The 23,201-nt window shown below is 62.8% G+C and carries 20 protein-coding genes; 8 read left to right on the top strand and 12 right to left on the bottom strand.

The features are described 5' to 3' along the window. Positions 1-14: 14 nt before the first annotated feature. From BCO18175_RS03510 to BCO18175_RS03520, 3 genes are read right to left on the bottom strand one after another with little or no spacing between them, the layout of a single operon-like run. Positions 15-1,367, bottom strand: a complete 1,353-nt coding sequence (locus tag BCO18175_RS03510; RefSeq protein ID WP_174979401.1) for a sensor histidine kinase — start codon at positions 1,365-1,367, stop codon at positions 15-17. Positions 1,368-1,415: 48 nt separating this feature from the next. Then, complete coding sequence (locus BCO18175_RS03515) at positions 1,416-2,090, bottom strand: response regulator transcription factor (RefSeq protein WP_174918328.1); 675 nt, start codon at positions 2,088-2,090, stop codon at positions 1,416-1,418. 8 nt (positions 2,091-2,098) lie between these two features. Next, positions 2,099-2,914: a MipA/OmpV family protein gene (locus BCO18175_RS03520; protein ID WP_174979611.1), complete on the bottom strand. Its 816-nt coding sequence runs from the start codon at positions 2,912-2,914 to the stop codon at positions 2,099-2,101. On the opposite strand from BCO18175_RS03520, the gene BCO18175_RS03525 reads away from it, so the two are divergent. Next, positions 2,823-3,077 carry a hypothetical protein gene (locus BCO18175_RS03525; protein ID WP_174978848.1) on the top strand — a complete coding sequence of 85 codons (255 nt, stop codon included), beginning with the start codon at positions 2,823-2,825 and terminating at the stop codon, positions 3,075-3,077. The two genes, BCO18175_RS03520 and BCO18175_RS03525, sit on opposite strands and share 92 nt — an antisense overlap. A 21-nt stretch (positions 3,078-3,098) precedes the next feature. Here the strand turns inward: BCO18175_RS03525 and BCO18175_RS03530 are convergent, their stop codons facing one another. The 9 genes from BCO18175_RS03530 to BCO18175_RS03570 all read right to left on the bottom strand — a co-directional run bounded on the left by BCO18175_RS03530 (position 3,099) and on the right by BCO18175_RS03570 (position 11,735). Then, entirely contained in the window at positions 3,099-4,187 is a 1,089-nt protein-coding gene (locus BCO18175_RS03530; protein ID WP_174979613.1) for a porin, read from the bottom strand. Between the two features lie 196 nt (positions 4,188-4,383). Next, entirely contained in the window at positions 4,384-4,719 is a 336-nt protein-coding gene (locus tag BCO18175_RS03535; protein WP_174918325.1) for a Rieske (2Fe-2S) protein, read from the bottom strand. Between the two features lie 3 nt (positions 4,720-4,722). Next, positions 4,723-5,034 (bottom strand): YciI family protein, encoded by a 312-nt coding sequence (locus BCO18175_RS03540; RefSeq protein ID WP_174918324.1) that lies wholly within the window; start codon positions 5,032-5,034, stop codon positions 4,723-4,725. A 108-nt stretch (positions 5,035-5,142) separates the two neighbouring features. Continuing rightward, positions 5,143-6,210 (bottom strand): maleylacetate reductase, encoded by a 1,068-nt coding sequence (locus tag BCO18175_RS03545; protein ID WP_174979402.1) that lies wholly within the window; start codon positions 6,208-6,210, stop codon positions 5,143-5,145. Between the two features lie 8 nt (positions 6,211-6,218). Continuing rightward, positions 6,219-7,685 (bottom strand): aldehyde dehydrogenase family protein, encoded by a 1,467-nt coding sequence (locus tag BCO18175_RS03550; RefSeq protein WP_174979404.1) that lies wholly within the window; start codon positions 7,683-7,685, stop codon positions 6,219-6,221. A 50-nt stretch (positions 7,686-7,735) separates the two neighbouring features. Then, the gene (locus tag BCO18175_RS03555) at positions 7,736-8,755 is read right to left on the bottom strand and encodes a hydroxyquinol 1,2-dioxygenase (RefSeq protein ID WP_174979405.1); all 1,020 of its coding nucleotides are present in this window, start codon (positions 8,753-8,755) and stop codon (positions 7,736-7,738) included. Between the two features lie 40 nt (positions 8,756-8,795). After that, the gene (locus BCO18175_RS03560; protein WP_174970434.1) at positions 8,796-9,290 is read right to left on the bottom strand and encodes a hydroxyquinol 1,2-dioxygenase; all 495 of its coding nucleotides are present in this window, start codon (positions 9,288-9,290) and stop codon (positions 8,796-8,798) included. 115 nt (positions 9,291-9,405) lie between these two features. Then, positions 9,406-10,335, bottom strand: coding sequence for a LysR family transcriptional regulator (locus tag BCO18175_RS03565; RefSeq protein WP_174970433.1), 930 nt, complete (start codon positions 10,333-10,335; stop codon positions 9,406-9,408). Positions 10,336-10,481: 146 nt separating this feature from the next. Further along, positions 10,482-11,735 carry an MFS transporter gene (locus tag BCO18175_RS03570; protein ID WP_174979407.1) on the bottom strand — a complete coding sequence of 418 codons (1,254 nt, stop codon included), beginning with the start codon at positions 11,733-11,735 and terminating at the stop codon, positions 10,482-10,484. An 843-nt stretch (positions 11,736-12,578) separates the two neighbouring features. On the opposite strand from BCO18175_RS03570, the gene BCO18175_RS03575 reads away from it, so the two are divergent. The 7 genes from BCO18175_RS03575 to BCO18175_RS03605 all read left to right on the top strand — a co-directional run bounded on the left by BCO18175_RS03575 (position 12,579) and on the right by BCO18175_RS03605 (position 23,078). Continuing rightward, positions 12,579-15,347: a type VI secretion system Vgr family protein gene (locus tag BCO18175_RS03575; protein WP_174979614.1), complete on the top strand. Its 2,769-nt coding sequence runs from the start codon at positions 12,579-12,581 to the stop codon at positions 15,345-15,347. A gap of 19 nt (positions 15,348-15,366) precedes the next feature. Then, positions 15,367-17,679, top strand: a complete 2,313-nt coding sequence (locus tag BCO18175_RS03580) for a T6SS effector phospholipase Tle3 domain-containing protein (protein ID WP_174979408.1) — start codon at positions 15,367-15,369, stop codon at positions 17,677-17,679. Next, positions 17,676-19,148 carry a virulence factor gene (locus tag BCO18175_RS03585; RefSeq protein ID WP_254607957.1) on the top strand — a complete coding sequence of 491 codons (1,473 nt, stop codon included), beginning with the start codon at positions 17,676-17,678 and terminating at the stop codon, positions 19,146-19,148. The genes BCO18175_RS03580 and BCO18175_RS03585 overlap by 4 nt, the downstream gene beginning before the upstream one ends. Before the next feature lie 65 nt (positions 19,149-19,213). Further along, positions 19,214-20,557: a virulence factor gene (locus BCO18175_RS03590; protein WP_174979410.1), complete on the top strand. Its 1,344-nt coding sequence runs from the start codon at positions 19,214-19,216 to the stop codon at positions 20,555-20,557. Positions 20,558-20,637: 80 nt separating this feature from the next. Beyond that, positions 20,638-20,895 carry a PAAR domain-containing protein gene (locus tag BCO18175_RS03595; protein WP_174979618.1) on the top strand — a complete coding sequence of 86 codons (258 nt, stop codon included), beginning with the start codon at positions 20,638-20,640 and terminating at the stop codon, positions 20,893-20,895. Between the two features lie 18 nt (positions 20,896-20,913). Next, on the top strand, positions 20,914-21,228 hold the full coding sequence (locus BCO18175_RS03600; RefSeq protein WP_254607958.1) for a TrfB-related DNA-binding protein: 315 nt from the start codon (positions 20,914-20,916) through the stop codon (positions 21,226-21,228). 371 nt (positions 21,229-21,599) lie between these two features. Beyond that, positions 21,600-23,078, top strand: coding sequence for an aminotransferase class V-fold PLP-dependent enzyme (locus BCO18175_RS03605; RefSeq protein WP_174979413.1), 1,479 nt, complete (start codon positions 21,600-21,602; stop codon positions 23,076-23,078). The last annotated feature ends 123 nt before the right edge of the window (positions 23,079-23,201 follow it).

Here is a 23,201-nt window from a genome sequence, read left to right on the forward strand (position 1 = left end):
GACAACCGTGCAGACTAAAACCAGACGCTGAACCGCGTCCCCGTGGCCAGCACATCGACCGTCAGTTTCCATTGATGGGCCACGGCAATCTCCTTGCAGATTGCCAGCCCGAGACCGGCACCGTCATACAGTGAATCCGGCGCGCGCCAGTATCGGTCGAAGAGCAACGGAAGATGCTCCCGCTGAATACCCGGCCCTTCATCGTCGACATGAATCGCCGTCTCAAGAACGGTCAGCACGACGACGCCGTCCGACGGTGACGCGTTGATCGCATTCTCGAGGATGTTCTTGAGCAGGATGAAAAGCCCCCCTTCATCAGCCCGTATGGGTGTCGCGGATTCGCGCGCTTCGATATGGAGCTTCACCTGCTTCGCATCGGCTTTGCCGGCGAGCAAGCTCACGACGTCTCGCGCGACGTCGACGCCGTTCACGTCGCCGAAGCTGAAGTTCTGCGCTTCGCTGACTTCGGCCAGATGCAGCAGTTGCTTGACCTGCCGGGCCATCAGGTCGATCTCGCGAAGCAGGAGCGCCTTCTGCCTGATGTCGGGCTGCAACTCGATCTGGCCTCTGACCAGCGTGAGCGGTGTCTGCAACTCATGCGCGGCGTCGGCAAGAAACTGCTGCTGGACGGCGAAGCCGTTCTCGAGCCGGGTCAGCGCATCGTTGAACGCATCGATCAGCGGCTTGATCTCGCTGGGAATACCGTTCGAAGACAGCCGCGTCTTCAGGTTGCGCGGCTCGATGCCCCTCGCGGCACGCGATACCTCCCGTAACGGCTTCAGCACGCGGCTGATCGTCAACGGAAGCGTCAGTCCGAAAATGATGGTCGCAATGACCAGCACAATTCCGACGGTCTTCGGTATCGGATCGATTCTCGACATGATGAGCGCATCGAGAAGCTGCCTGCTTTGCGCCACCTGCACGTAATAGACGACGCTCCCGTTCGATGCGCGCTGCGTGGCGACCAAATACGCATTGCCGTCGATCGTGGTGGGCACCACCTTGCCGGCCGCCTTCGCAAGATCCTCCGTCAACCACGGCCGATTGCCGTTCGACGGCACCGAGGCCAGTAACGGCTTCCCCGTCGCATCGAGCACGCGATACTTCACCTCCGTCGGCAAGAGCCGGAACATCAGCGCGGGGCGCTCGCCCAATCGCACCGATACCGGACGCCCGTCGGCGTCGAAGCTCAATCCGGCCTCGATATGACGGATGCTCTCCATCTGCTGCCGCCGCCCGAAGAATTCCGGATATCGATCGAGGACATACATTGACAGCAAGGACAGCAGCGCCAGGCTGATGGCGAACGCAACGACGTTGGTCACCCACAGACGCGTCGACAGGCGTCGAATCCAATGATGGAACATGGTCGCTTTCTTACCCTGAAGCGGCAACGAGCAAAGCGCGGCGAAGCGTCATGCGTCCCGCAGCGCGAAGCCGGCACCCCGGATATTGGTCAGTCGCATGGTTGCACCAATTGAAGCCAGCTTCTTGCGCAAGCGGTGCACGGTCACCTCGAGCGCATTCGGCGTGACCGCCTCCCCGAGCCCCCATGCGGCATGCTCGAGTATCGAATGACGTACCGTGCGGCCTGCGGCTTCGATCAGGCAAAGCATGACCTGCAGTTCGGCCGGCGCAAGCAGTACCGTCCGGTCGCCGCAGCGCATCGCGCGCTGTGGCGGGTCCACGGACACATCCGCGAACGACGCGACGAGCGCCGTCAGCAACACCGGGCGCCGCATCAGCGTGCGCACGCGGGCGACGAGTTCGCTCATTTCGAACGGCTTGGTCACGTAGTCGTCAGCCCCGCTTTCGAGTCCGTCGATGCGGTCATGCAGCGCGTCACGCGCCGTCAGCATCAGGCAAGGCGTCATGCGTCCTGCCGCGCGCAGTGTCCGCAGGAACGCCAGCCCCTCTCCGTCGGGCAATCCGCGGTCGATGATCAGCAACGCGTAGTCGGCCCGGTCGACACCGTAAGCGGCTTCCCGGACATTGCCGAACAGGTCGGATTCGATTCCCGCAGCGGCCAATGCCTGGGACAACAGGTCGGCGAGGCGCTGATGATCCTCGACAATCGCCACTCTTGGCATACTCGTACTCACTTGAACCGATACATGTAGCCCACTCTGGCTTCGGGAACGAACCGTCTTCCAACGATCGGACTGTCCGCGATGGCGTCGCCGAGACGCGACACGCCAACATCCAGAAAAATCGTCTGCTGCTTCGTCGGCCGGTAGTCGATACGGGTGCCGACCGACACGTTCACTGTCGAACCCGCGCTGTAGGCGGCGCGCCCGGCGCGCGCCTCCGATGGTCGCACGCCGTAATAGTAGTCGACGTATTTGTCGCTCAGCCATTCCGCGCCGACATGCGGCGCGATCGAGAACTGGCCGAAAGCAAACGCCTTCTCGAAGCCGATTTTCGCGCGCTCGCCCTTGTTTCCGCCGAACAGGAACGTGCCCGACAACGTACCGAACCCGGTGCCCCATGACAGTGCAGGCCCGTACCAGAACGCGCCCTTGCGATTTTCCATGCCGTTCAGGATCGGTGCGTCCGAGCCCTTGTATCCGTCGAAAAGCGAGAACTGGCCACGAAGCGCGACGCTGACGCCGCTCCAGCTTCCGATTTTCAGGTCGGCCGTGGTACCGACGGCCTGTACCCATTTGTTGTCGAAATAGACCAGCGGAAACGGCAACACTCGGTTGCTATCGCCTTGGTAGACCGACGGCGCGATGCCGACTCCGGCACCCAATCCCCAATGCGTCACATTCGTCGCGTTGTTGAGGATGGTCAGCCCCGAATTATCGGAATCGGGCGGGATCATGCCTTCGTCCGCCCAAGCGGAAGCAGACGAAAATGCGAATGAAGCGGCAAGCAGCAATAACGGAAGTTCGCGGCGGGAGGCTATTTTCACCATCATTTTCCTGGAGTCGACGATCGAAACGGGGGCTACTGTAGGACCAGTCGACTTACCGCTCACTTACCAGGAAAATATCGTCGTGCTGCACACCCTGCGGGAAATATCGGTGACGGGAAATATCGACGCAGGGCGAGCATGTGCCGCCCTGCGCTCTTGAAGAACGGGGCCCCGCACCCCGTCAAAACACCGTATGCAACCCCACCCGTGCCACCGTCTGACTGGCTGAACTCGAAGCCCCATTCGGATCCAGCACGCCATTGACCTGCGCATTCGCGCCGCTGTTCGCCCGCTGGTAATCCGCCGACACATAAACCATCGTCCGCTTCGAGAACAGGTACTGAAGCGCGACACTGACCTGATGCGCGTGGTTGTTGTTCACCGCCTCGTTGCCTTTCATGTACATGTACTTCGCGCCCAGCACGATATCCGGCCTGACGTGCCACAATCCGCCCGCTTCGCCCATCCACACGCCAGCATCGTTGAACGAATTGCGCACGGTGGTCATCAGCGCATTCGCGGTGACGACGCCAAAGTCGTAGTGCATCCCGACGCCCCAGTTGCGCACGCTGGTGGACGGCACGCCCGGCGCGGGGCCGTATTTCTCGTTCGTGTATGCCGCGCCCACACCGAACGGCCCCGCCTCATAGTTCAGCCCGGCGCTGACGGCATTGTCTGCACCCACCGAGCCTGCCACGCCGCCGAACGCATACATCGCGCCGCCAGAAAATCCCGAAACCGTCGGCGAACTGTACTTGACCGAATTCGCGATCGGCTTGCTGCCTGCGGTGCGATCCCAATCGAATGCACCGGTCGGATTGTCCGGAAGCGCGAGCCGCTGGAACGGGCCATTGCGAAAACCGTACAGCCCCGAGATATCCCGTGAAATCGCGTTGTTCTTTGAAAACAGCGAATCCACCATGAAGTCGTATTGATTGCCCAGCGTGACGCTGCCGAACCGGTTGCTTTCAAGGCCGACATACGCATTGCGCCCGAAAATCCCGGTCCCGATGATGCTGCCGTTCGCCATCGAAAACTGGTTCACGAGCGCGAACGTCGCACGATATCCGCCACCGAGATCCTCCGTGCCGCGAAAGCCGAACAGATTGGGCGCGAATATGCCATCGTCGAACTTGACGTTCTTTCCGCCGCCCTCGTTGCTGACATAGGAGATGCCGGCGTCGATCAGCCCGAACATCGTCACGCTGCTCTGCGCCCATGCGCCCTGCGCCAAGGCGAGAATCGCCACTGCTCCAAACCTGAGTTTCATTTCGTCTCCGTCTTTTTTATGAAAATGCGAGGCCGCCACCTGCTACGTGGCAGGTGCTCGCTCGATGCTGCACAAGGAATCGTCTTCGTTCAGGTGTCCATTACCAGACACCTGAAATATGATTAGCTTTACTGATTGATTAATACGATAAACGTCGTATCAACCGGCCCTGCTCGCACTCATTGAAACACCAGAATCAAGCGCCCCGATAGATAACCCACGCTGCTGAATCCACCTCGACAGCCACGGCCTCCAGCGCCGAGCCCGAGCACGGCCCATCGATACACGCGCCGTCATCGAACCGGAACAACGCGCTGTGATGGGCACACATCAATACCTGCGACCGGTAACAGGAAACGCTACCCGGTACGAAATCGAGCGGCACCGAGAAGTGCGGGCAACGATTCACATAGGCCCATACCTGCTCGCCGCGTCTCACGACGATCACGGGACGCCCGATGCATGCTTCATCGACGACCCGCGCGCCGCCGTCGGGCACATCGGAAAAGTGGCAGAGTTGTCGTGCTTCCATGATTCACACTCGCTGCTCGGGGTTGCCGAGGCTCCAGTCCCACGGACGCACTTCCACGTGCGAGAACAGCCCTTCCTTCACGTACGGGTCGTTGCCGATGAACTGCATCACCGCCTGAATGTCGTCCGCCTCCACGACAAGCAGCGTGCCGTTCATCGCATCGCCGTGCGGGTCGAGCGTCGGGCCGCCGAGCCGCACCACCACACCGTGCTGGTCGGCCGAGCGCAGGTAAGTCCGGTGAACCGGCCGCACGCGATCGCGCACGTCGCGCATGCCGGGCTGGTCCGTCGCAAACACCGCAAAGAATCGAGCCATGGCGGTCAGCTCCGATCGAAGACGAAGCGGGATGTCACTTCGCCGTGCAAGCCGTTCAGGCTGATCTGGTCAGTTATCACGTCTTTCTCCGTTGGCGCATCCGGCCGCTCATTGCGGCGCGCGCCCTTCCCACGCGTGCTGCAGCAGCGCGCGAATCGCCGCGCGTTCGATCGGCCGCGGATTCGCATATGGGTTACGGCACGCGAGATCGGCCGCTTCGTCGAGGCCCGCCTCCGGCATCCCGATATCGGCAAGCGCCGGCGCGATGCCGAGCCGCGCGTTCAACGCGAACAGCAACGGGCCGGCTTCGGCCGCGTCGCTCCCGCCCAGCGCACGCGCCACGCGGCGCAGCGCCTCGGGCGCGGCGGCGTGGTTGTAGTGCGCGGTATGCGGCAGCATCGCCGCATGCGTCTGCGCGTGCGGCAGGTTGAAAGTGCCGCCGAGCGTGTGGCACAGCTTGTGGTGCAGCGCCATGCCAACCGCGCCCAGGCAGGTTCCCGCAAGCCACGCGCCGTACAACGCGCGGCTGCGCGCCTCGCGGTTCCCCGGATCGCGCACCACGACGGGCAGCGCTTCGCCGAGCGCGCGGATCGATTCTTCCGCCATCAGGCTGATCACCGGGTTCGCGTCTTCCGCATAGAGCGCCTCGACGGCATGCGCCATCGCATTGATGCCCGATGCCGCCGAAATGTCCGGCGGCAGCGTCAACGTCAGCGACGGGTCGTAAATCACCGTACGCGGCAGCACGCGCGCATCGCGCCCGGTGCGCTTCAGCCGGCCCTCCGTGAGTCCGAAAATCGGCGTCATCTCCGAGCCGGCATATGTCGTCGGCACGGCCAGGATCGGCAGTACCGATTCGAGCGCAATCGCCTTGCCCAGCCCGATCGTCGATCCGCCGCCGATCGCGACGCAGCAGTCCGCGTCCAGCCCGCCGGCCATCTCGCGCGCCGCATGCGCGACCTCGACCGGCACGTGCATGACCGCCTGCGCGCAGATGCCGGCCGCACGCTCGCCCAGGATCGCCTCCACACGCTCGGCGAGCGGCCGCTGCTCGGGCGTGGACAGGATCAGCGCGCGGCGGGCGCCGAGCGTCGACAGCTCGTCCGGCAGCCTGTCGAGCGCGCCCCATTCGAACACCACGCGGGAAGGGGTGCCCTGATAGACGAAGCGATCCATGGCGAACCTCAGCGCTTGAAGTGCGGCGGCACGTTGCCGTCGACGTTGACCCACACCGACCGCGCTTCGGTGTAGTCGTGCATCGCCTCGAAGCCCATCTCGCGGCCGTAGCCCGACTGGCCGACGCCGCCGAACGGGCTGCCCGGATTGACGCGCTTGTAGCAGTTGATCCAGCACATGCCCGCGTTGATCCGCGACGCCATCTTGTGCGCCCGCGAGACATCCTTCGTCCAGAGGCCGCTGCCCAGCCCGTATTCCGTTGCGTTGGCAATGGCCAGCGCTTCGTCGTCGCTGCCAAAGCGCAGCACCGTGACGAACGGGCCGAACACTTCCTCCTGCGCGACGCGGTCGGCCGCGCTCCTGGCCTCGATGACCGTCGGGCACACGTAGTAGCCGTTGGCGAGCGCCGGATCCTGCGGTGCGCTGCCGCCCGTGAGCACGCGTCCGCCCTGCTCGCGCGCGACGTCGACATACGACAGCACGCGATCGAGGTGCTGCTTCGACGTCAGCGGCCCCATCTCGGTGTTCGCATCGAGCGGGTTGCCGATGCGGATCGACGACGCGAGCGCCACGAAGCGCTCGAGGAACGCATCCGCGATGCGTTCGTGCAGCACGAGACGCGAGCCGGCGATGCACGCCTGCCCCTGGTTGTGGAAGATCGCCCACGCTGCGCCGTTGATGGCCGCGTCGAGATCGGCATCGTCGAACACGATGTTGGCGCCCTTGCCGCCCAGTTCGAGCTGCACGCGCTTCAGGTTGCCCTGCGATGCTTCGACGATCCGGCGGCCGGTGGCCGTCGATCCGGTGAACGCGATCTTGCCGACGCCCGGATGTTCGGCGAGCCGCTGGCCGGCCGTATGTCCGTAACCGGGGACGATATTGACGACACCCGCGGGAAATCCGACCTCGGCCATCAGCTCGACGATGCGCAGCGTCGACAGCGGCGTGATTTCCGACGGCTTGAGCACCACCGTGTTGCCGGCGGCGAGCGCCGGGCCCATCTTCCAGCTCGTGAACATCAGCGGAAAATTCCACGGCACGATCTGGCCGACGACACCGATCGGCGCACGCTGCACGTAGTTCAGGAAGCCGGTTTCGACGGGAATCACCGAGCCTTGCAGCTTGTCGGCCATGCCGCCGAAATAGCGGAAGCAGGCCGCCGTGCGCGGCACATCGAGCGCGCGCGAATCGCGGATCGGGTGGCCGGTGTCCAGCGATTCGAGCTGTGCCAGCTCCTCCGCGTTGGCCTCGATCGCGTCGGCCAGGCGCAGCAGCAAGCGGCCGCGTTCGGCGGCCGGCAGCGCCGACCATTTCGGGAACGCGCGGGTCGCGGCTTCGACGGCCAGATCGACGTCCGCTGCGGTGGCGGCCGCGATCTTCGTGATGACGGAGCCGTCGTGCGGATTCAGCACGTCGATCGTGCCACGGTCGACGGCGTCAACGAAGCGCCCGTCAATGAAGAGTTGGGTTTGCATGAATCGTCCTCGGTGTATTGCAGAAGCTGAACCTGAAGCGGAAGCGCCGCTCAGAACGCGATCGGATACGGCGCGAGCTCGCCGCTCTCGTAGCGTTGCGGCAGGTCGGGCGTCGCGTTTTCCCAGACCAGCAGCATCGACCGCTTCGTGGAATAGCCCTGATGCCGGATGTCGGCGGGCATCGCGCAGATATCGCCGGCTCGCATCGTCACGCGTGCGCGCGGCGCGCCGGTGTTCTTGTCGCCGATGTCCCACACGATTTCGTCGGACAGTTGCAGGAACCATTCGACGCGGTCGTTGCCATGGAACACCGGCAGGATGAATTCCTCGGTGGTCGGGCAGAACAGGCTGCGCCCGCACACCGACGTCACCGACGGATTCCACGTCACGTCCGAGCGAGACAGGTACTTGAACAGGTTGAACGCGTGCAGTTCGCCTTCGAAGCCCGGCTCGACGTGCACTTCCGGTTCGTCCTGCGCGACGTCGAGGAACGCACGGTTGACCGGCAGGTCGTCGCGCAGCGGCGAGTCACCTTCGAGGCCCGGCATGCGGCGCGTCGCAATACGCGTACGCTCGATCGCCGAGCCGTTGTCGCCGTGCTTGCGTCCGAATGCCGTACCGGTTTCCTCGGGCGCCGCGAACGGATCGAAGCCTTCGTTCGTCCAGTCGTGCAGCATCGCCTTGAAGGTCGCCATGATCGTGGGCGTTTCGAAGGTCTCGGTGTAGTCGACCCCGGCATCCTTCAGGATGCCGTTGAACGTACCCGCATACATGTCCACCTTGCCGTAGTGATTGCGCGTGCCGAACACGTGGTCGAAGTTCACCCAGCCGTAGAAGAAGCCCCACGCCACGTCGCGCATCATCGCGCGCAGGAACGCGTCCGCCGGCATCGCGTGCGTGCGTGTCTGGCCTTTCGCGGGCCAGCTGATCTTCACGAAATATTCGTCGCGCTGGAATTCGAATTCGCCGAGCTGGAAGCGGCGGTAGCCGGTGACGGCATCGGCTTCGGTCGATCGCACCAGATCGGCGGCAAAGCCTGCGGAAGTGTCGAGGGTTTCGAGGGTGGCCATAACGTGTCTCCTGGAATAGTGTCGAATGAGGTCGGACGAATCAGTGCAGGCAGATGTCGGCCCACTTCTCCACGGACAGCTCGCCCAGGATGGTCTGCACGAGCGCGACGCCCGGCTGGCTCGCGGTGAAGCGGTATGCACAGCCGGCCGGCAGCAGCGCCTGATGGCCCTGGCGCAATACGACGTACCCCATCTTGCGGCCGGCAGGTTGTGCGCCGGCGCTCACGGTGCCGCGCCCCGATGTCGGCGGTGTATCGAGCTTGATGAATTCGATCCGGACTTCACCGTCCATCTGGATCACGAACTCGTCGTGCGCGCAGGCGAACCACGGCGACTGGCCGTCGGTCCGAAGCACTTCGATCACGTATTCGAGGTTCTTGCCGGCGACGACCTTTTCGTAAGGGGCCGACTTCGATGCGATCTCGAACACATTCGAGAACGCGTAGTGTTGAGCGCTGCCGCTCGTGATTTCGATCTCGCCCTTTCGGTAACTGTCGAGCGAGCCAAAGACGGTATGGAATGCCGTGTCGGTCATTTCTGTCTCCTGAGTTGAACCGCTTGTTGGATTCAACTCTAGGGGCAAGGGACCCCCGCAACAAGGCACGGGACGGCGACTACGGCATTTGCGTTTCGCGAATAATCCGCGCGGTTCAACGCACCCAGCCACGCTCCAGAAGGGGGAGATCCCACGGCGATTCGTCGCCGATGGTTTCCGCGAGGAATTCGACCAGCGCCTTCACCTTCAGCGCCTGTCGCTGCGTTGCGGGATAAACCGCCGCAAAGTTCAGCGGCGCGAGCTGGAAGTCAGTCAGGATGGGCGCCAGACGGCCGGCGACGAGCGCTTCGCTCGCCACGAGCGTCGGCAGGCACACCACACCGCCGCCTGACAGCGCGTACTCGCGCAGCAGGTGCACGGAGTTCGAGCGGATCATGCCGGGCAACTCCATTTCGACGACCTCGTCGCCGCGCGTCATCGTCCAGCGGTTGCGCGACGGATAGCCCGAATAGAGTGCGGTGGTGTGCTGCAGCAGGTCGCGCGGATGTTGTGGCGCACCATGCGCGTCGAGGTATGCGGGCGACGCGCAAAAGAGGCGCCTGACGGTGAACAGCCGCCGTTCGATCAGCGACTCGGAAATCGGCGGGAAGATCTGGAACGCAATGTCGAACCCTTCTTCGACAGGGTCCACGACACGGTCATTGACGATCACGTCGAGCTGGATGCCGGGGTAGCGCCGGTTGAATTCCATCAGTGGCGCGCCGAAGTGATCGAGCGCGAAACCGGGCAGCATCTGGATGCGCAGCCGCCCGGTCGGCGTCGCGCGAAGCTCGCGCATCTGGTCCGTCAGCTCGTTGACGCGCCCCACGACCTCCGCGCACTCGCGATAGAACGCCTCGCCGACTTCCGACAGGCGCACGTGGCGCGTGCTGCGATGGAACAGCGGCGCGTTGACGAACTTCTCGAGCTGCTGGATGCGGTTCGTCACGACCGAGCTGGTCACGCCAAGCTGCCGCGCCGCCTCGGCGAAGCTGCTCGCCTCCGCCACCCTGACGAATGCCTCGATGCTCAGAAACCGGTCCATACCGCGCCCTTTTTCGACAGCGAAACCGGCAGTCTACCCGTGCGGATAACGGGCTGTGTCATGCGGGAGGCGTCACTCTGTCACCCAATCGATGTCAATCGCCGATGGCGCTCGCCCCCGCATGCGCTGCCCTGCCCGCGCTGGCCTTACCGCGATTGCTCGCCCGCCGCGAGTTCCGGTTGCACGGCGACGCGGCGCTGCAGCACGGCCGGCGCGGTTTCCTTCAGCAGCAGGCTGACCACGATGCCCAGCATGACCGCGCACATCGGCAGCCACAGAATGTTCTGGATGCCAAAGTGTGCGGCGACGTAGCCGCCCATCGCCGGCGCGATGCCGCCGCCGAAGATCTCGCCGACGCCGACCACCACGCCGATCGACGTCGACACGAGCCCGACGGGCGCGGCCTCGGTCGCCACCGGGCCGGACAGCAGCGACACCAGCCCGAGCGTGAAGAACGACGCGACGAACAGGACCCCGAACAGCGCGAGCGGCTGCGGGCCGAGGCCGCGGAAGATGTAGAGCATCACGGCCGTTCCCGCGAAGCCGACGATGCTCGCGAGGCGGCGGCCGACCAGGTCGGACAGGCCCGGCAACCCGAACTGCCCGAGAAAACCGCCGAAACCGATCGCCGACACGACGAGGCCCATCTTCTGCGTGCCGAGCGCCAGGTAGTCGGTCAAGTACAGCGGCAGCAGCGCACCGAGCACGAATACGCCGGTCATCGCACAGCACAGGGCGGCCATCGCCACCAGGATGTTGCGGCTCTTGAGCACATGGCCGAGCGACACCGGTGCATGCTCCGACGCGACGGCCTTCGTGACCTTCGGCTCACGGATGACGAAGAACATGATCGCGCCGAGGATCAGGCCCGGAACGGCCACGAGCGCAAAGACCCAGCGCCACGACACGAACCCGAGCAGCTGCGTCGCGATGATCGGCGACAGCGCGAGCCCGAACAACGCGAAGCCGCTTTGCTGCAGGCCGAGGTTCAGCCCGCGCCGCCGCGGATGCGATGCGTCGGCCGTCGCGGCAAAGCTCGTCGGGCAGAACGAGCCTTCCGCCACGCCCATCAGGCCGCGAATCGCCATCAGCCCGAGCAGCCCACCCGCGAGCCCCGAGAAGCCCGACAGCAGCGAGAACGCGATGATGGCCGGAATCAGCACCTTCCTGCGGCCGATCTTGTCGGAGATGCCGCCCATCAGCGCCGCGAAGATGCCCCACGACAGGCCGAGCACGCCGATGCAGTTGCCGACGTCCTGCGCGGTCAGGTTGAGGTCCTTCATGATCGACGGGAACAGCGGCGCGATCAGCCAGCGATCGAGGCCGACCAGCCCGAAGCCGAGCGCCAGCAGTGTGACCGCCTTCCACTCGTATGAGGTATCCCACTCGTTTGCTTTCATGTCCGTCTCCGTGGACACAGGTTCGCCTGCGCGCGCCGGAGCGCCTGCGCATGAGCCAGGTCCGATGTCTTTTGTGTGCGACGCGAATCGCGAGGAAGTGCCGGCTGGTGTTCGGTTCGACGCGTTGAGGTCAATCAGCCGACGTCACCACGATAGGTGGAACGCCGCATATCGGGTATGGAACAACCGGCGAACGCGCCATTCGCGAAACGCAAATAATCGCGGGCGGTGCCGGAAAGGGGCGACGGGAAAGCGCGAAGCGAACGGGCGCGGCGTCGAAGCGCCCCTCGCTCATGCGTCACGGGGGAATTCCCTCATGGACATCGGGGCATCCACGCAAGGCGCCATTCACGCCATGCCTGCACACGATCAGGCAAACCCTTCGCGAACCATGCAGGAAGAAGCCGCCCGCCGGGTAGCGGGAGGCGAAGAAAGCAGGGGCAAACCAAGATGCACCGGACGAGCACCAGCGCAATCCTGTTCACTCCCCTTTCCGACCCCACCCTGCGACGCAGCTCGTTCAGACATGGGATGAATCTCATTCTTTACACGTTCCATTCAATTTATTTCGACGAAATATTAATTACCTCATCTCGATACATCGCCAAATTCTCATTAAAAACACTCACACCAATTACTAAATACAAATTCCCCGCCCATCGCAGAAAATGTCACATACAGCCTCTCCAAAATCAAATATCCATCTCTAAATATCAAACCATTTCTCATGGCAAATATGTTTGATATTCTTCACCGCGAATTTTCCAAAACCTTCTTTTTATTTACCTGAAACCCCAATTCGAACCCGTCCGAATTGATAACGAAAATAACGAGATTGCGGTGATGTCGATAGAAAGTACATTCCGAAATTTTGCGTCCGGTCTGATTGGCGGCAACAAGCGGCCTGTCGATCTCCATTTCGGGCTGGCGCAACGCACGGTCGGCCATCTGTTGGCGCTCCATCACGCCGATATTCGCGAAGGGTTGATATCGGGGATCGACGGGCAACTGACCTGCGTGTCCACCCACGCTCATCTATCGCCTGAGCTGTTTCTCGGTCTGCCCGTGTCGGTCCGGCTGACGACCGATCGGGGCGGCATACGAGCGATCAATGCCATCGTGCACGACGTGCGGGCCGGTCAATCCGACGGTGAGCTGACCGTGTACCAATTGCACGTGTGCGACGCCCTGTCGCTGATGGATCGCCGCACGAACGCCCGCATGTTCCGATCGTGCAGCGTGATCGAAATCCTGGCGACGCTGATGAATGAGTGGAGACAGCGCAGCCCCGCACTCGCGCAGGCATTCGATTTCGACCTGTCGGCATTGTGGGCCGAACGCTATCCGGTGCGCGAACTGACACGGCAGGTCAACGAGTCCGACGCGCGCTTCATCCGGCGTCTGTTGCGTCGGGAAGGCATCACGGTATTTGCGAAGGCGGGGCCGATCGAAGGGGCGAGCGGCATGGCCGACGAACGCCCGATGCACACACTCCTGTTTTGCGATGATCCCTATCGCCTGACGGAAGCGCCGGCCGGCACCCTCCGCGTCCATCCGCGCGATGCCGGAGTCGAACAACGCGACACGGTGACGCTCTTTGCACACTGCCAAAGTCTGTCGTCCGGCAAAGTCAGCCGCCCGTCGTGGGATTACAAGAAAGCCCGTGTAGACGAATCCGCGACCGTCGCCGGGATCGATCAGGGCGAGTCGGGGAACGACCTTGCGCACCTGCTGACCGACGTCGCGATCGACATTCCGCACGTCGGCGATTCGTGGAGCGACCACGATCGCATCACGCGCGACCGGATGCTCGCGCATCAGTTCGAAGCCGTACGCCATGAAGGCATCAGCAGCGTGCGCGACCTGCCGGTCGGTCACTGGTTCACGTTGACCGGCGACCCCGAGCTGGATATGAAGCCCGCCGATCATCGCCAGTTTGTCGTCACGTCGGTTCGGCACGATATATGGAACAACCTGCCGAAGCGCCTGGCAGGTCGCGTGGACGGGCTGTTCACGGCAAGCCGTCACCTGACGCAAGTCGTTCCGCCGGCGCCAGCCGATGCATCGGAACGAACGGACACGCGCTATGAGAACAGTTTCACGTGCGTGCGACGCGGCGTGCCGCTCAAGCCTTCCTACGATCCGGGAATCGATGTACCGCCGGTCCACCTGCTCACCGGCACGATTGTCGGCACACAGGGAGAGGAAGTGTTTTGCGATGAGGCCGGCCGCGTGCGCGTGCAGATTCACGGCTACGACCCGGCCGATCACGCCCACGCGCAAGGCGCCGGAACGACCGGCCTGGCCGGCGACAGTGCGCCGATTCGCGTCGGAGCAAGCCTGGCGGGGAAATACTTCGGCGCGCTTTTCCTGCCTCGGGTCGGCATGGAGGTTTTGCTGGGCAGCCTGTCGGGCGATCCGGACCGTTTGGTGATCATCGGAATTTTGAGCAACGGCGCGAACCCGCCCGCGACCTTCAGCGATACCGGTTCGCTACCCGGCAACCGCTACTTGTCCGGGATCAAGACCAAGGAAATCAAGGGCCATCGGTACAACCAGCTACGCCTGGACGATACGCCGTCGCAAATTTCGGCGCAGTTGGCGAGCGAACATGCGCACACCCAATTGAATCTCGGCTATCTGACGCAGCCCCGCAATGATGGACACGGGAACGACCGGGGCGAAGGTGCGGAACTGCGCACCGACGCCGCTGCGGCGTTGCGCGCCGCCCGGGGCATGCTGTTGACGACCTATGCGCGTTCGCACGCGACCGGTGGTCAGCTCGATCGCGATGAGCTGATTCGCTTGCTCGATCAATGCGCGGAGCTGTTCAAGTCGCTCGGCGATTATGCCAGCCAGCATGGCGGGCAATCCGCCGACACGGCCGGCCAGGACAACATTGCCAGCGCATTCCGTCACTGGAAACCCGGCGGTTCGGAATCCCCTGCCACGGGTGACGCATCCGCGTTCATGGCGTTCGGCGCGCAAGCGGGGTCGCTGAACGTCACGCCGAAAACGCACGTCATGTATGCGGGCGAGAACATCGATCAGATTGCGCAGCAACACATGCAGATCACGAGCGGCGAGCGGATCAATCTGCATGCCGGGCATGGCGTCGCGATGTTCGCGCACAGCAATGGGGTATCGGCGATCGCGAATCAGGGGAAAGTGGCCATTCAATCGCAGAACGACGACACCCAAATCGAGTCCGGCAAAAACATCCAGTTGACTGCCGCCGACGGCAAGCTTGCCGGCACGGCAAGCGACGAAGTCGTATTCGTCACGTCCGGCGGCGCGTATCTCAAGCTGCATGGCGGCGATATCGAACTGGGATGCCCCGGCACCTTCACGGTGAAATCGGCCGGCCATGCATGGGATGGCCCCGCGAGCATGAGCGTCGACCTGCCGACATTCGATCAACGTACGCTCGGCCGCGTCCCGAAGCTGATTCGCCCAACGGACGGTCACGCGGCACCGGGGTTCGAAGGACAGATTCGAAAGGCATCGGGAACGCTGTCGGATCTGACGACCGACATGGCCGGGGAACTGCCTGAGGTCGATACCGACCGGTTCGAGAGGCTGGCGGTGCAGTTCACCAAGAAGAATGTTTAACGCAAGCGCAGGAGTCCGGATGATTGATTCATCTCTCGATCCTCGGTCGGCTGCGGATGCCCACACCGACGAGCATGCCGCGAAGACCGACGTGCCCGACGCGGCTGCGCCGCACCCGGAACCACCGCAGATCGTCGTCGGCCGGAGCGAAGGGGTCGCGATGTGGACGAAAGACACCCGGCTGATCTGTATCAAGCAACTGCCGTTGCCTGGTATCGTCATCTTCGTACATGGCGTGAACTCCGAAGGCGAATGGTTCGAGGCCGCCGAGCAGGGGCTGTGCGACGGCCTGAACCGCCGGCTCGGGCGACTGGACGACCAACTGAAGTATCGCGGCATCGATGCCGGGCAGTTGGTGCCTGCGAAGTACACGGAAAGCGTGACGCCGGACGGATTTCTGAATCCCAAGCTCTGGGCCGGCGACTACATCAAGCCCGATCCGTCGTTTTCGCCGGTTATTCATTTCCGATGGGGCTATCGCGCGACAGCCGAGGAACTGAAAGAGTACGGCGACAAGATTTTCCTGAACGAGAAGGACTATTGGGGCGGTGGTCCGTTCACGAATGGCTGCGCGAGCCTGCCCGATCTCTGGCATGGCGGCCTCGACGACCGGGCGGCCGGGTGGATCACCGTGCAGGGCATCAATCCGACCAACCGGCCGCTGTATCGCGCGCCGCCCCGCGCATATGGCGTGCTCGCGGCGTTGCGCCTTGCGAAGTTGATCGAGTCGATTCGCCGCATGCAGGCCGACGTGCCGATTACCGTCGTGTGCCATAGCCAGGGCAACATCGTGGGCCTGACGGCGGCTTTCTTCGGCGATGCACTACCCGATGTCGAAGATCCGTGGGGACGTAGCGGGCATTGCGTGGCAGACGCCTACGTGCTGGCGAATGCGCCGTATAGCTTGGCGCGAGCAGATGGTCCGAATCCATCCGATACGTTCATGGATACGTGGTCGCAACGCGCGACCAAGGACGGCGATGGCCGTCGCGGACGGCAGACCTACGCCGCGCGCACGAAAACGTTCGGCAAGTTTCTGTCGATCATCGGCACGCGGAAGGCCTATGAACTTTCCGCCGACAAGATCGATGAAGACATGGCCAACGAGCGAGTATCGCCGACCAGCAAGCGGTCCTATGCCGCACACGAGGATCGGGTTCGCCACGGTCTGAACGAATCGACTTATGGTCGCGTCACCGCGTATTGCTGTCCGCACGATCAAGTGATTTCTGCGATCACGGTTCAAGGCATCGGCTGGCGCGGCATCGACAAGCACGAACTGAACGATATCGGTGTCCCCGGCGTGCTGACGCAGCGCGTCTTTGCCTCCGGCTTCCACGTCGGCGTGCAGGAGCACTATCGGTATCGGGAGGATGACTGGCGGCATGGAAAAAAGGGAACGACGTCGGGCTTCTGGTATCCGCCTTCGCCTCCTGCCAAATTCAATCTCATCGGTGCACTCAAGGGAAACGAGTCCGTGTTCGGGGTGGCGGCCACGCTTGCGTCCGCACCGATCATGTTTTTCGTGACCCAGATCAGCTCGGCATTGAATATGTTCCGCGTGAACGCCAATCCGCCGAAGGGCTGGACGGTGGTGGCGGACGCGCCGGCACTCGACGAACCGTTTACGCCGAAGGCGTTGCGGTTCGGCAAGCCCATCGAAACGAAGGACGGCAATGCGACAAGCGACTTCAACGAAGGCAACGATCCGCCGGCCGCATGGCGCGACGCAAACAAGGCCGATGCGGACAAGCGGGCCGATGATCCATACGACCAGTACCAGCCGAAGAGCAAGGATAGCGTTGCGCAAGGTACGGCAGAAACCGAAGCCGGGCAACGCTACGAGGATCGCGCGTTGATGCGGATGGAGGTACGTCGAACGCTGAACACCGAATGGCTTGATGGCGACGGCCATGTGATCGGCGAGGATGGCAAAAGCGCCCTGCCGGAGGGTTACAAGGAATGGCGCGACAAACAGATTGTCGACTGGCTCGATCGCGGGGCGATCAACAGCCCGACGAATCACTCTACGACGATGACTAACCCGGAGCACGCCGAGAAGGCGCTTGCGTATGACGTTGCGGTGGGTCGGTGCTACCTGACGCCCGATCAACTCTACGACCTACGCATTGAGGCGGATTGGCGGATGGGTGACGGGATTCCTCTAGATGCTCCGAACAAGGCGTATGCCGACTATTTTGCATCTGGCACTCTTTATAGAACGCCTCTCAGAGAATGGATACACACAGATAAAAGCGAAGGCAAGATGCCGAACGCGATCTTGGATGAGCGTGAAGGTCAGCTCTATTTGAAGGTCGGGGGTGTCGTATGAAGATGCTGATCGCTACATGGCCGCGACGTATCGCCGTCGCCGTTTCGACATGGCTGATCGCAACCGTACTCATGGCCTCTCTGATGGCCCACGTAGAACAACCCAACCCGGCCCATTTGGAAATAGGAGATTGGATGAAACGATTCGTTTTCGTGCCCGGCTTGGCTGCGCTCATGGTGTTTTTGTTCACCACCGTCCTGATGCGTCCAGCACAAGCCACGCCTGTCCGGGAGCATGCCGCGCTAGCCGCTGAAGAGTCGGCAAAGCCGTTCGTCGCGCAGGTTGTTGGCCTGATGTGGTTGAATCCATTGCAACGTATGGACTACCCCACCCAATGGCAATTATTGTGGACGCAGGGACTGGTCGCGCCAAACAAGAACGACGATATGGTTCGCACCGATGCGAAGTCCTTTACTACCTTGCAATCTGTAGCGGGTATCGCATACGGCAACGAAGGCAAGGAAACGCTCAAGGGCTTCTACGCCAAGTACGTGGACAAATTCATCTTATTGGTACGCACCCGATATTTTAGTAACACGAAGTACTTCTACACTGTGGGATCCCAAAGCCAGCGGGACTGGCGTGAACTCGCGGGTATACACGTCGAAGTTGCCATTCCGCCCCGACTTGATCCGGCCTTTGCCAAGTCACGCGCGGTCGATCGGATGATGAATTTCTTCGAAATCGGCCCGCCGTCACCCAAGACGCTTTGGAGCCGCGACACGCCCCCTGATGTGCAAATCACGCAAGGCGGCGCGAACGCCGGCTTCACGTCGCTGAACAAGGCACTGGACTACCTGCAGGCGAACCCCGACAAGACCGTATGGGCGATCAACTGGGATGCACCGAGCTTCCCGCCCACGGACGCGCAGATCAATGAGAACCTCGTCGTGCTGTTCCTCGCCGGCCCGACCGTCAATACGGAACGCGAACCGCTCGCCTGGATCGGCAAAGCCGCAACGGGCAACACGCAAGAGTTTTCACCGAAGGTCGGCACGACGCGCGCCGTACAAGCATGGAAGGCAACCATCGACCAGGCGGCACGCAATGCCGGCGTCGCGGTTCCAGACCTCAAGTACATCGTCCACGACGCAGGTGCAGGCAGCGATACCGCGTCGTCACGTGTTGCCGCGCTCGCACAGACCTTGACGGAAACACTTCCTGAATACGACCACCAGAAGCAGACGTTCAACACGGCCGCACTACTCGGCGACATGGGCACCGGCAGCGCATTGACCGACGTCGCTCTGGCGATCGGCCGAATCAACCACTACGGCGGCAACGCATTGGTCGCCGGCACGACCGACCCCGAGCATCCCGTCGCGGTTGTCGTCATGCCGCCGTCGAAACTCACGCCGATCGATCCGGACAAGGATTGGTTTCGTGCGCGCGGCGGCAACAATGCCTACCTGCCGTGGTGGGGACGCCGACACGATACGAATTACGGCATGCAAGGCTATTCATGGTGATGCACACCGGCACGGCAGCGCGTTAAATGTGAACGTAGATGTTGTATCGAGCAGCAGGAGGTGGGATGAAACGATTTGTAGTTGTACCTGGTTTGGTGGCACTTGTGGCGTTTCTGTTCCCGACGGCCATGATGCGCTCGGCGCATTCCGCAACTGCCGCTGAACCAATAGCGAACGCAGCTCCCTCCGTCGAAGAGCCGGTGAAGCCATTCGTTGCCCAGGTCGTCGGACTCATTTGGTTGAATCCGTTGCAACGCATGGACTACTCGACCGAATGGCAACTGCTGTGGACGCAAGGGCTTGCCTCGCCGAACAAGAATGACGACATGGTGCGCACAGATCCGAAGTCTTTCACTACGTTGCAATCGGTAGCCGGAATCGCTTATGGAAATCGTGGCACGGAGACATTCAAGGGCTTCTACCACAAGTACATGGAAAAATTTCCCCGCTTGCTGAGTAGTCGTTACGCGATGAACGCCAAGTATTTCTACACAGTAAAACCGGATGACAAGAAGGATTGGCGCGAACTTTCCGGGATTCGCATCGAGGGTGCAGTCCCTGAGCGCCTTGATCCGGCTATCGCGCGCGAATACCTGGCAGAGCCGATCCGAAAAACCTTCTTTATCGGCAACCCACATTTCCCGACGATGTGGAGCCGCAGTGCGCTCCCCGACGTACAAATCACGCAAGGCGGTGCGAACGCCGGCTTCACATCACTGAACAACGCATTGGACTACTTGCAGGCGAACCCCGACAAGAGCGTCTGGGTGATGAACTGGGACGCGCCCAACTTCCCGCCCACGGATGCACAGATCAACGAGAACCTTGTCGTGCTGTTCCTCGCCGGCCCAACCTTCAACACCGAGCGTGAGCCCCTCGCCTGGATCGGCAAGGCTGCAACCGGCAACACGCATGATTTTCCGCAGAAGGTCGGCACGACCCGCGCCGTGCAGGCGTGGAAGGCGACCATCGACCAAGCGGCACGCAACGCCGGCATCGCGGTCCCTGACCTCAACTACATCGTCCACGACGCAGGTAAAGGCAGCGACGCATCGTCGGCACGTCTTGCCGCGCTCGCGCAGACCTTGACGGAAACGCTTCCCGAATACGACCACCGCAAACAGACATTCAACACGGCCGCCCTACTCGGCGACATGGGAACCGGCAGCGCATTGACCGACGTCGCGCTCGCCATCGGCCGGATCAATCACTTCGGCGGCAACGCACTCGTCGCCGGCACGACCGATCCGGATCACCCGGTCGCGGTCGTTGTCCGGCCACCGTCGAAGCTCACGCCGATCGATCCCGACAAGGACTGGTTCCGCGCGCGCGGCGGCAACAATGCTTACCTGCCGTGGTGGGGACGCCGGCACGATACCGATTACGGCATGCAGGGCTATTCATGGTGATGCAAACCGACACAAACCAACTCGACGGCACGCCGCGTACGAACGCGAGCACCGCACCAATCATTCGGGGAATGAGTCATATGCAAGGAATTATCCGGGTAGGCGACGTACATACCCACGGCGGCCGGGTCGAGTCCGGAGCCGGAACGAGCAAGGTGATGGGGCGCTCGGTCGCCCGCATCGGCGACTTGTGTTCGTGTCCGATTCACGGTACTTGCACGATTGCCGAAGGCGACACTGCGTTCAATGTCGAAGGTCGAGACGCTGCCTTCGATGGCCACAAGACTTCATGCGGCGCGACCTTGATTTCTTCACTTCACACTTCCGGGCGGGTTTGAATGCAGAAGACCCGACGCATGACTGCCGAACAGTTCCGCCTGTTGCGCATGCACGAAACGCGAATCAAGCCTTTGAACCAGTGGGCCCTCCACGAGATTTTCGTCAAGGGCCGATCACAGCGGGCTGTCGCGGCAGACGTCGGCATGACGTGTTCCGCGATGTCGCAGCTTGTACGGAAGGCGTGGCAGCGGTATCTGGAGCTACCGGGAAACTGCACACGCGTCACCACCCTCACGATCACGATCCCGGCCAAATATGAGCCCGCACTCCAGGCATGGGTGCGGGATGCGTATCGATTGGCGATTCAGGCCGACCAAAAGACGGCGACCTGATCGCCCCCCGTCCCGGAACCTCAGTCAACCCTGGTTCACAGCAGTTTTTACGTCGCATGAAATTTTCGATCACTCCGGGGCCCCACACCCCGGAATATTCACATCACCGCGACGTACCGCGGCATCACTTCGGCCCGTAGCACGTCCGCGCGTGACGCCTCGATCGATCGACCAGCCCGGCCATGCGTGCATCCGCCTGCCGAAGCCGCCGCAGTCGGGCACCGTCGAGCAAAAAATAAATTCCCCCAATCCACAAACAAAGAAAACGTTATTCCATATCAAGCTGAATCGCCAGCCAACTTTGGATCCTTTTTCCCTCCTGTCCCCCGTATCATTTCTTCCATTCCGAAAGAAAAGAGTATGAGAAGGACATGAGCGACACCACCACGCTGCACTACCTCGACTACGCCGCCACGACGCCCGCCGATCCGCGCGTGATCGAAGCGATGACGGCCTGCCTCGGCTTCGACGGCATCTTCGGCAACCCCGCGTCGAGCTCCCATGCCGCCGGCCGGCTGGCGAAAGACAAGGTCGAGCAGGCACGCGCGCAAGTCGCCGCGCTGATCGGCGCGGATGCGGACGAGATCGTCTGGACGTCGGGCGCCACCGAATCGAACAACCTCGCGCTGAAGGGCTATGCGGAAAACGCAACCGGCAAGCGCCACCTGATCACGAGCCGCATCGAGCACAAGGCCATTCTCGACACGATGGCGAACCTGTCGAAGCACGGCTCGTCGGTCACGTTCCTGACGCCCACGCGCGACGGCGAGATCACCGCCGACGCGGTCGCCGCTGCAATCGGCCCCGATACGGGCCTCGTATCGCTGATGCTCGTGAACAACGAGATCGGCACGCTGACCGATATCGGCGCCATCTCCCGCGTCGTGCATGCGGCGGGCGCGCTGCTCCACGTCGACGCCGCACAGGCGCTCGGCAAGACGCCGGTCGACGTGCGCGCGCTCGGCATCGACATGCTGTCGATGTCCGCGCACAAGGTGTACGGCCCGAAGGGCATCGGCGCACTGTTCGTGCGCCGCGACATCGCGGACCGGATCGCCCCTCAGATTCACGGCGGCGGGCATGAGCGCGGCTTGCGTTCGGGCACGCTCGCGACCCACCAGATCGTCGGCATGGGTGTGGCGTGCGAACTGGCCGCTGAAAAGCTCGACGGCGAAGCCGCCCGGATCGCGGCGCTCGGCGCCCGCCTGACGGACGCGCTGGTCGCGCTCGGCGATGTCACGCAGAACGCGGCCACCGCGCGCCGCATCCCGCACACGCTGAGCCTGACGGTGAATGCGCCGGGCTTCTTCCCGTTCATGCTCGGCGAAGCGCTCGCCGTGTCGTCGACGTCCGCATGCAACTCGACCAGCGGCGCACCGTCCCACGTGCTGACCGCGATCGGCCTCGATGCTGAAACCGCTGGCCGCACCGTACGCGTGAGCTTCGGCCGCTTCACGACGGAGCAGGACGTCGACTTCGCGATCGCCTGTTTCCGCCACGCGATCGAACAGTGTCGCGCGACGGCGGCGAACGGGTTCTCCGCTTCGCGGCAGATCACGCCGGCCGACCTGAAGGCGATTCGCAATGCCGGCTTCCGCTCGGTCATCTGCAACCGGCCGGACGGCGAAGGCGACGCACATCCGGCGTTCGATGAAATCGCCGCGGCGGCCCGCGAACTGGGCCTCGAAGCGCGCTACCTTCCGGTCGAGCGCGACCGCATCGGCGATGCCGAGATCGATGCGTTCGGTGAACTGGTCGACACGCTGCAGAAGCCGGTGCTCGCGTACTGCCGCAGCGGCAACCGCTCCGGCATGCTGTGGAGTCGGCTGTCCGCCCGCCGCACGGCCTGAGCCGATACACCGCCCCGCCAAACCACCCCACCCGGCCCCGCCCGCGTTCGCGCACGAAGCCGATGCTTCGATGCGCTGCCGGGCCGTCCGCCGGCCATCCCCGCGTTTGACGAAAACGGGGTA

Source organism: Burkholderia lata (genome assembly GCF_902499335.1).
Taxonomy (GTDB): Bacteria; Pseudomonadota; Gammaproteobacteria; order Burkholderiales; family Burkholderiaceae; genus Burkholderia; species Burkholderia lata_B.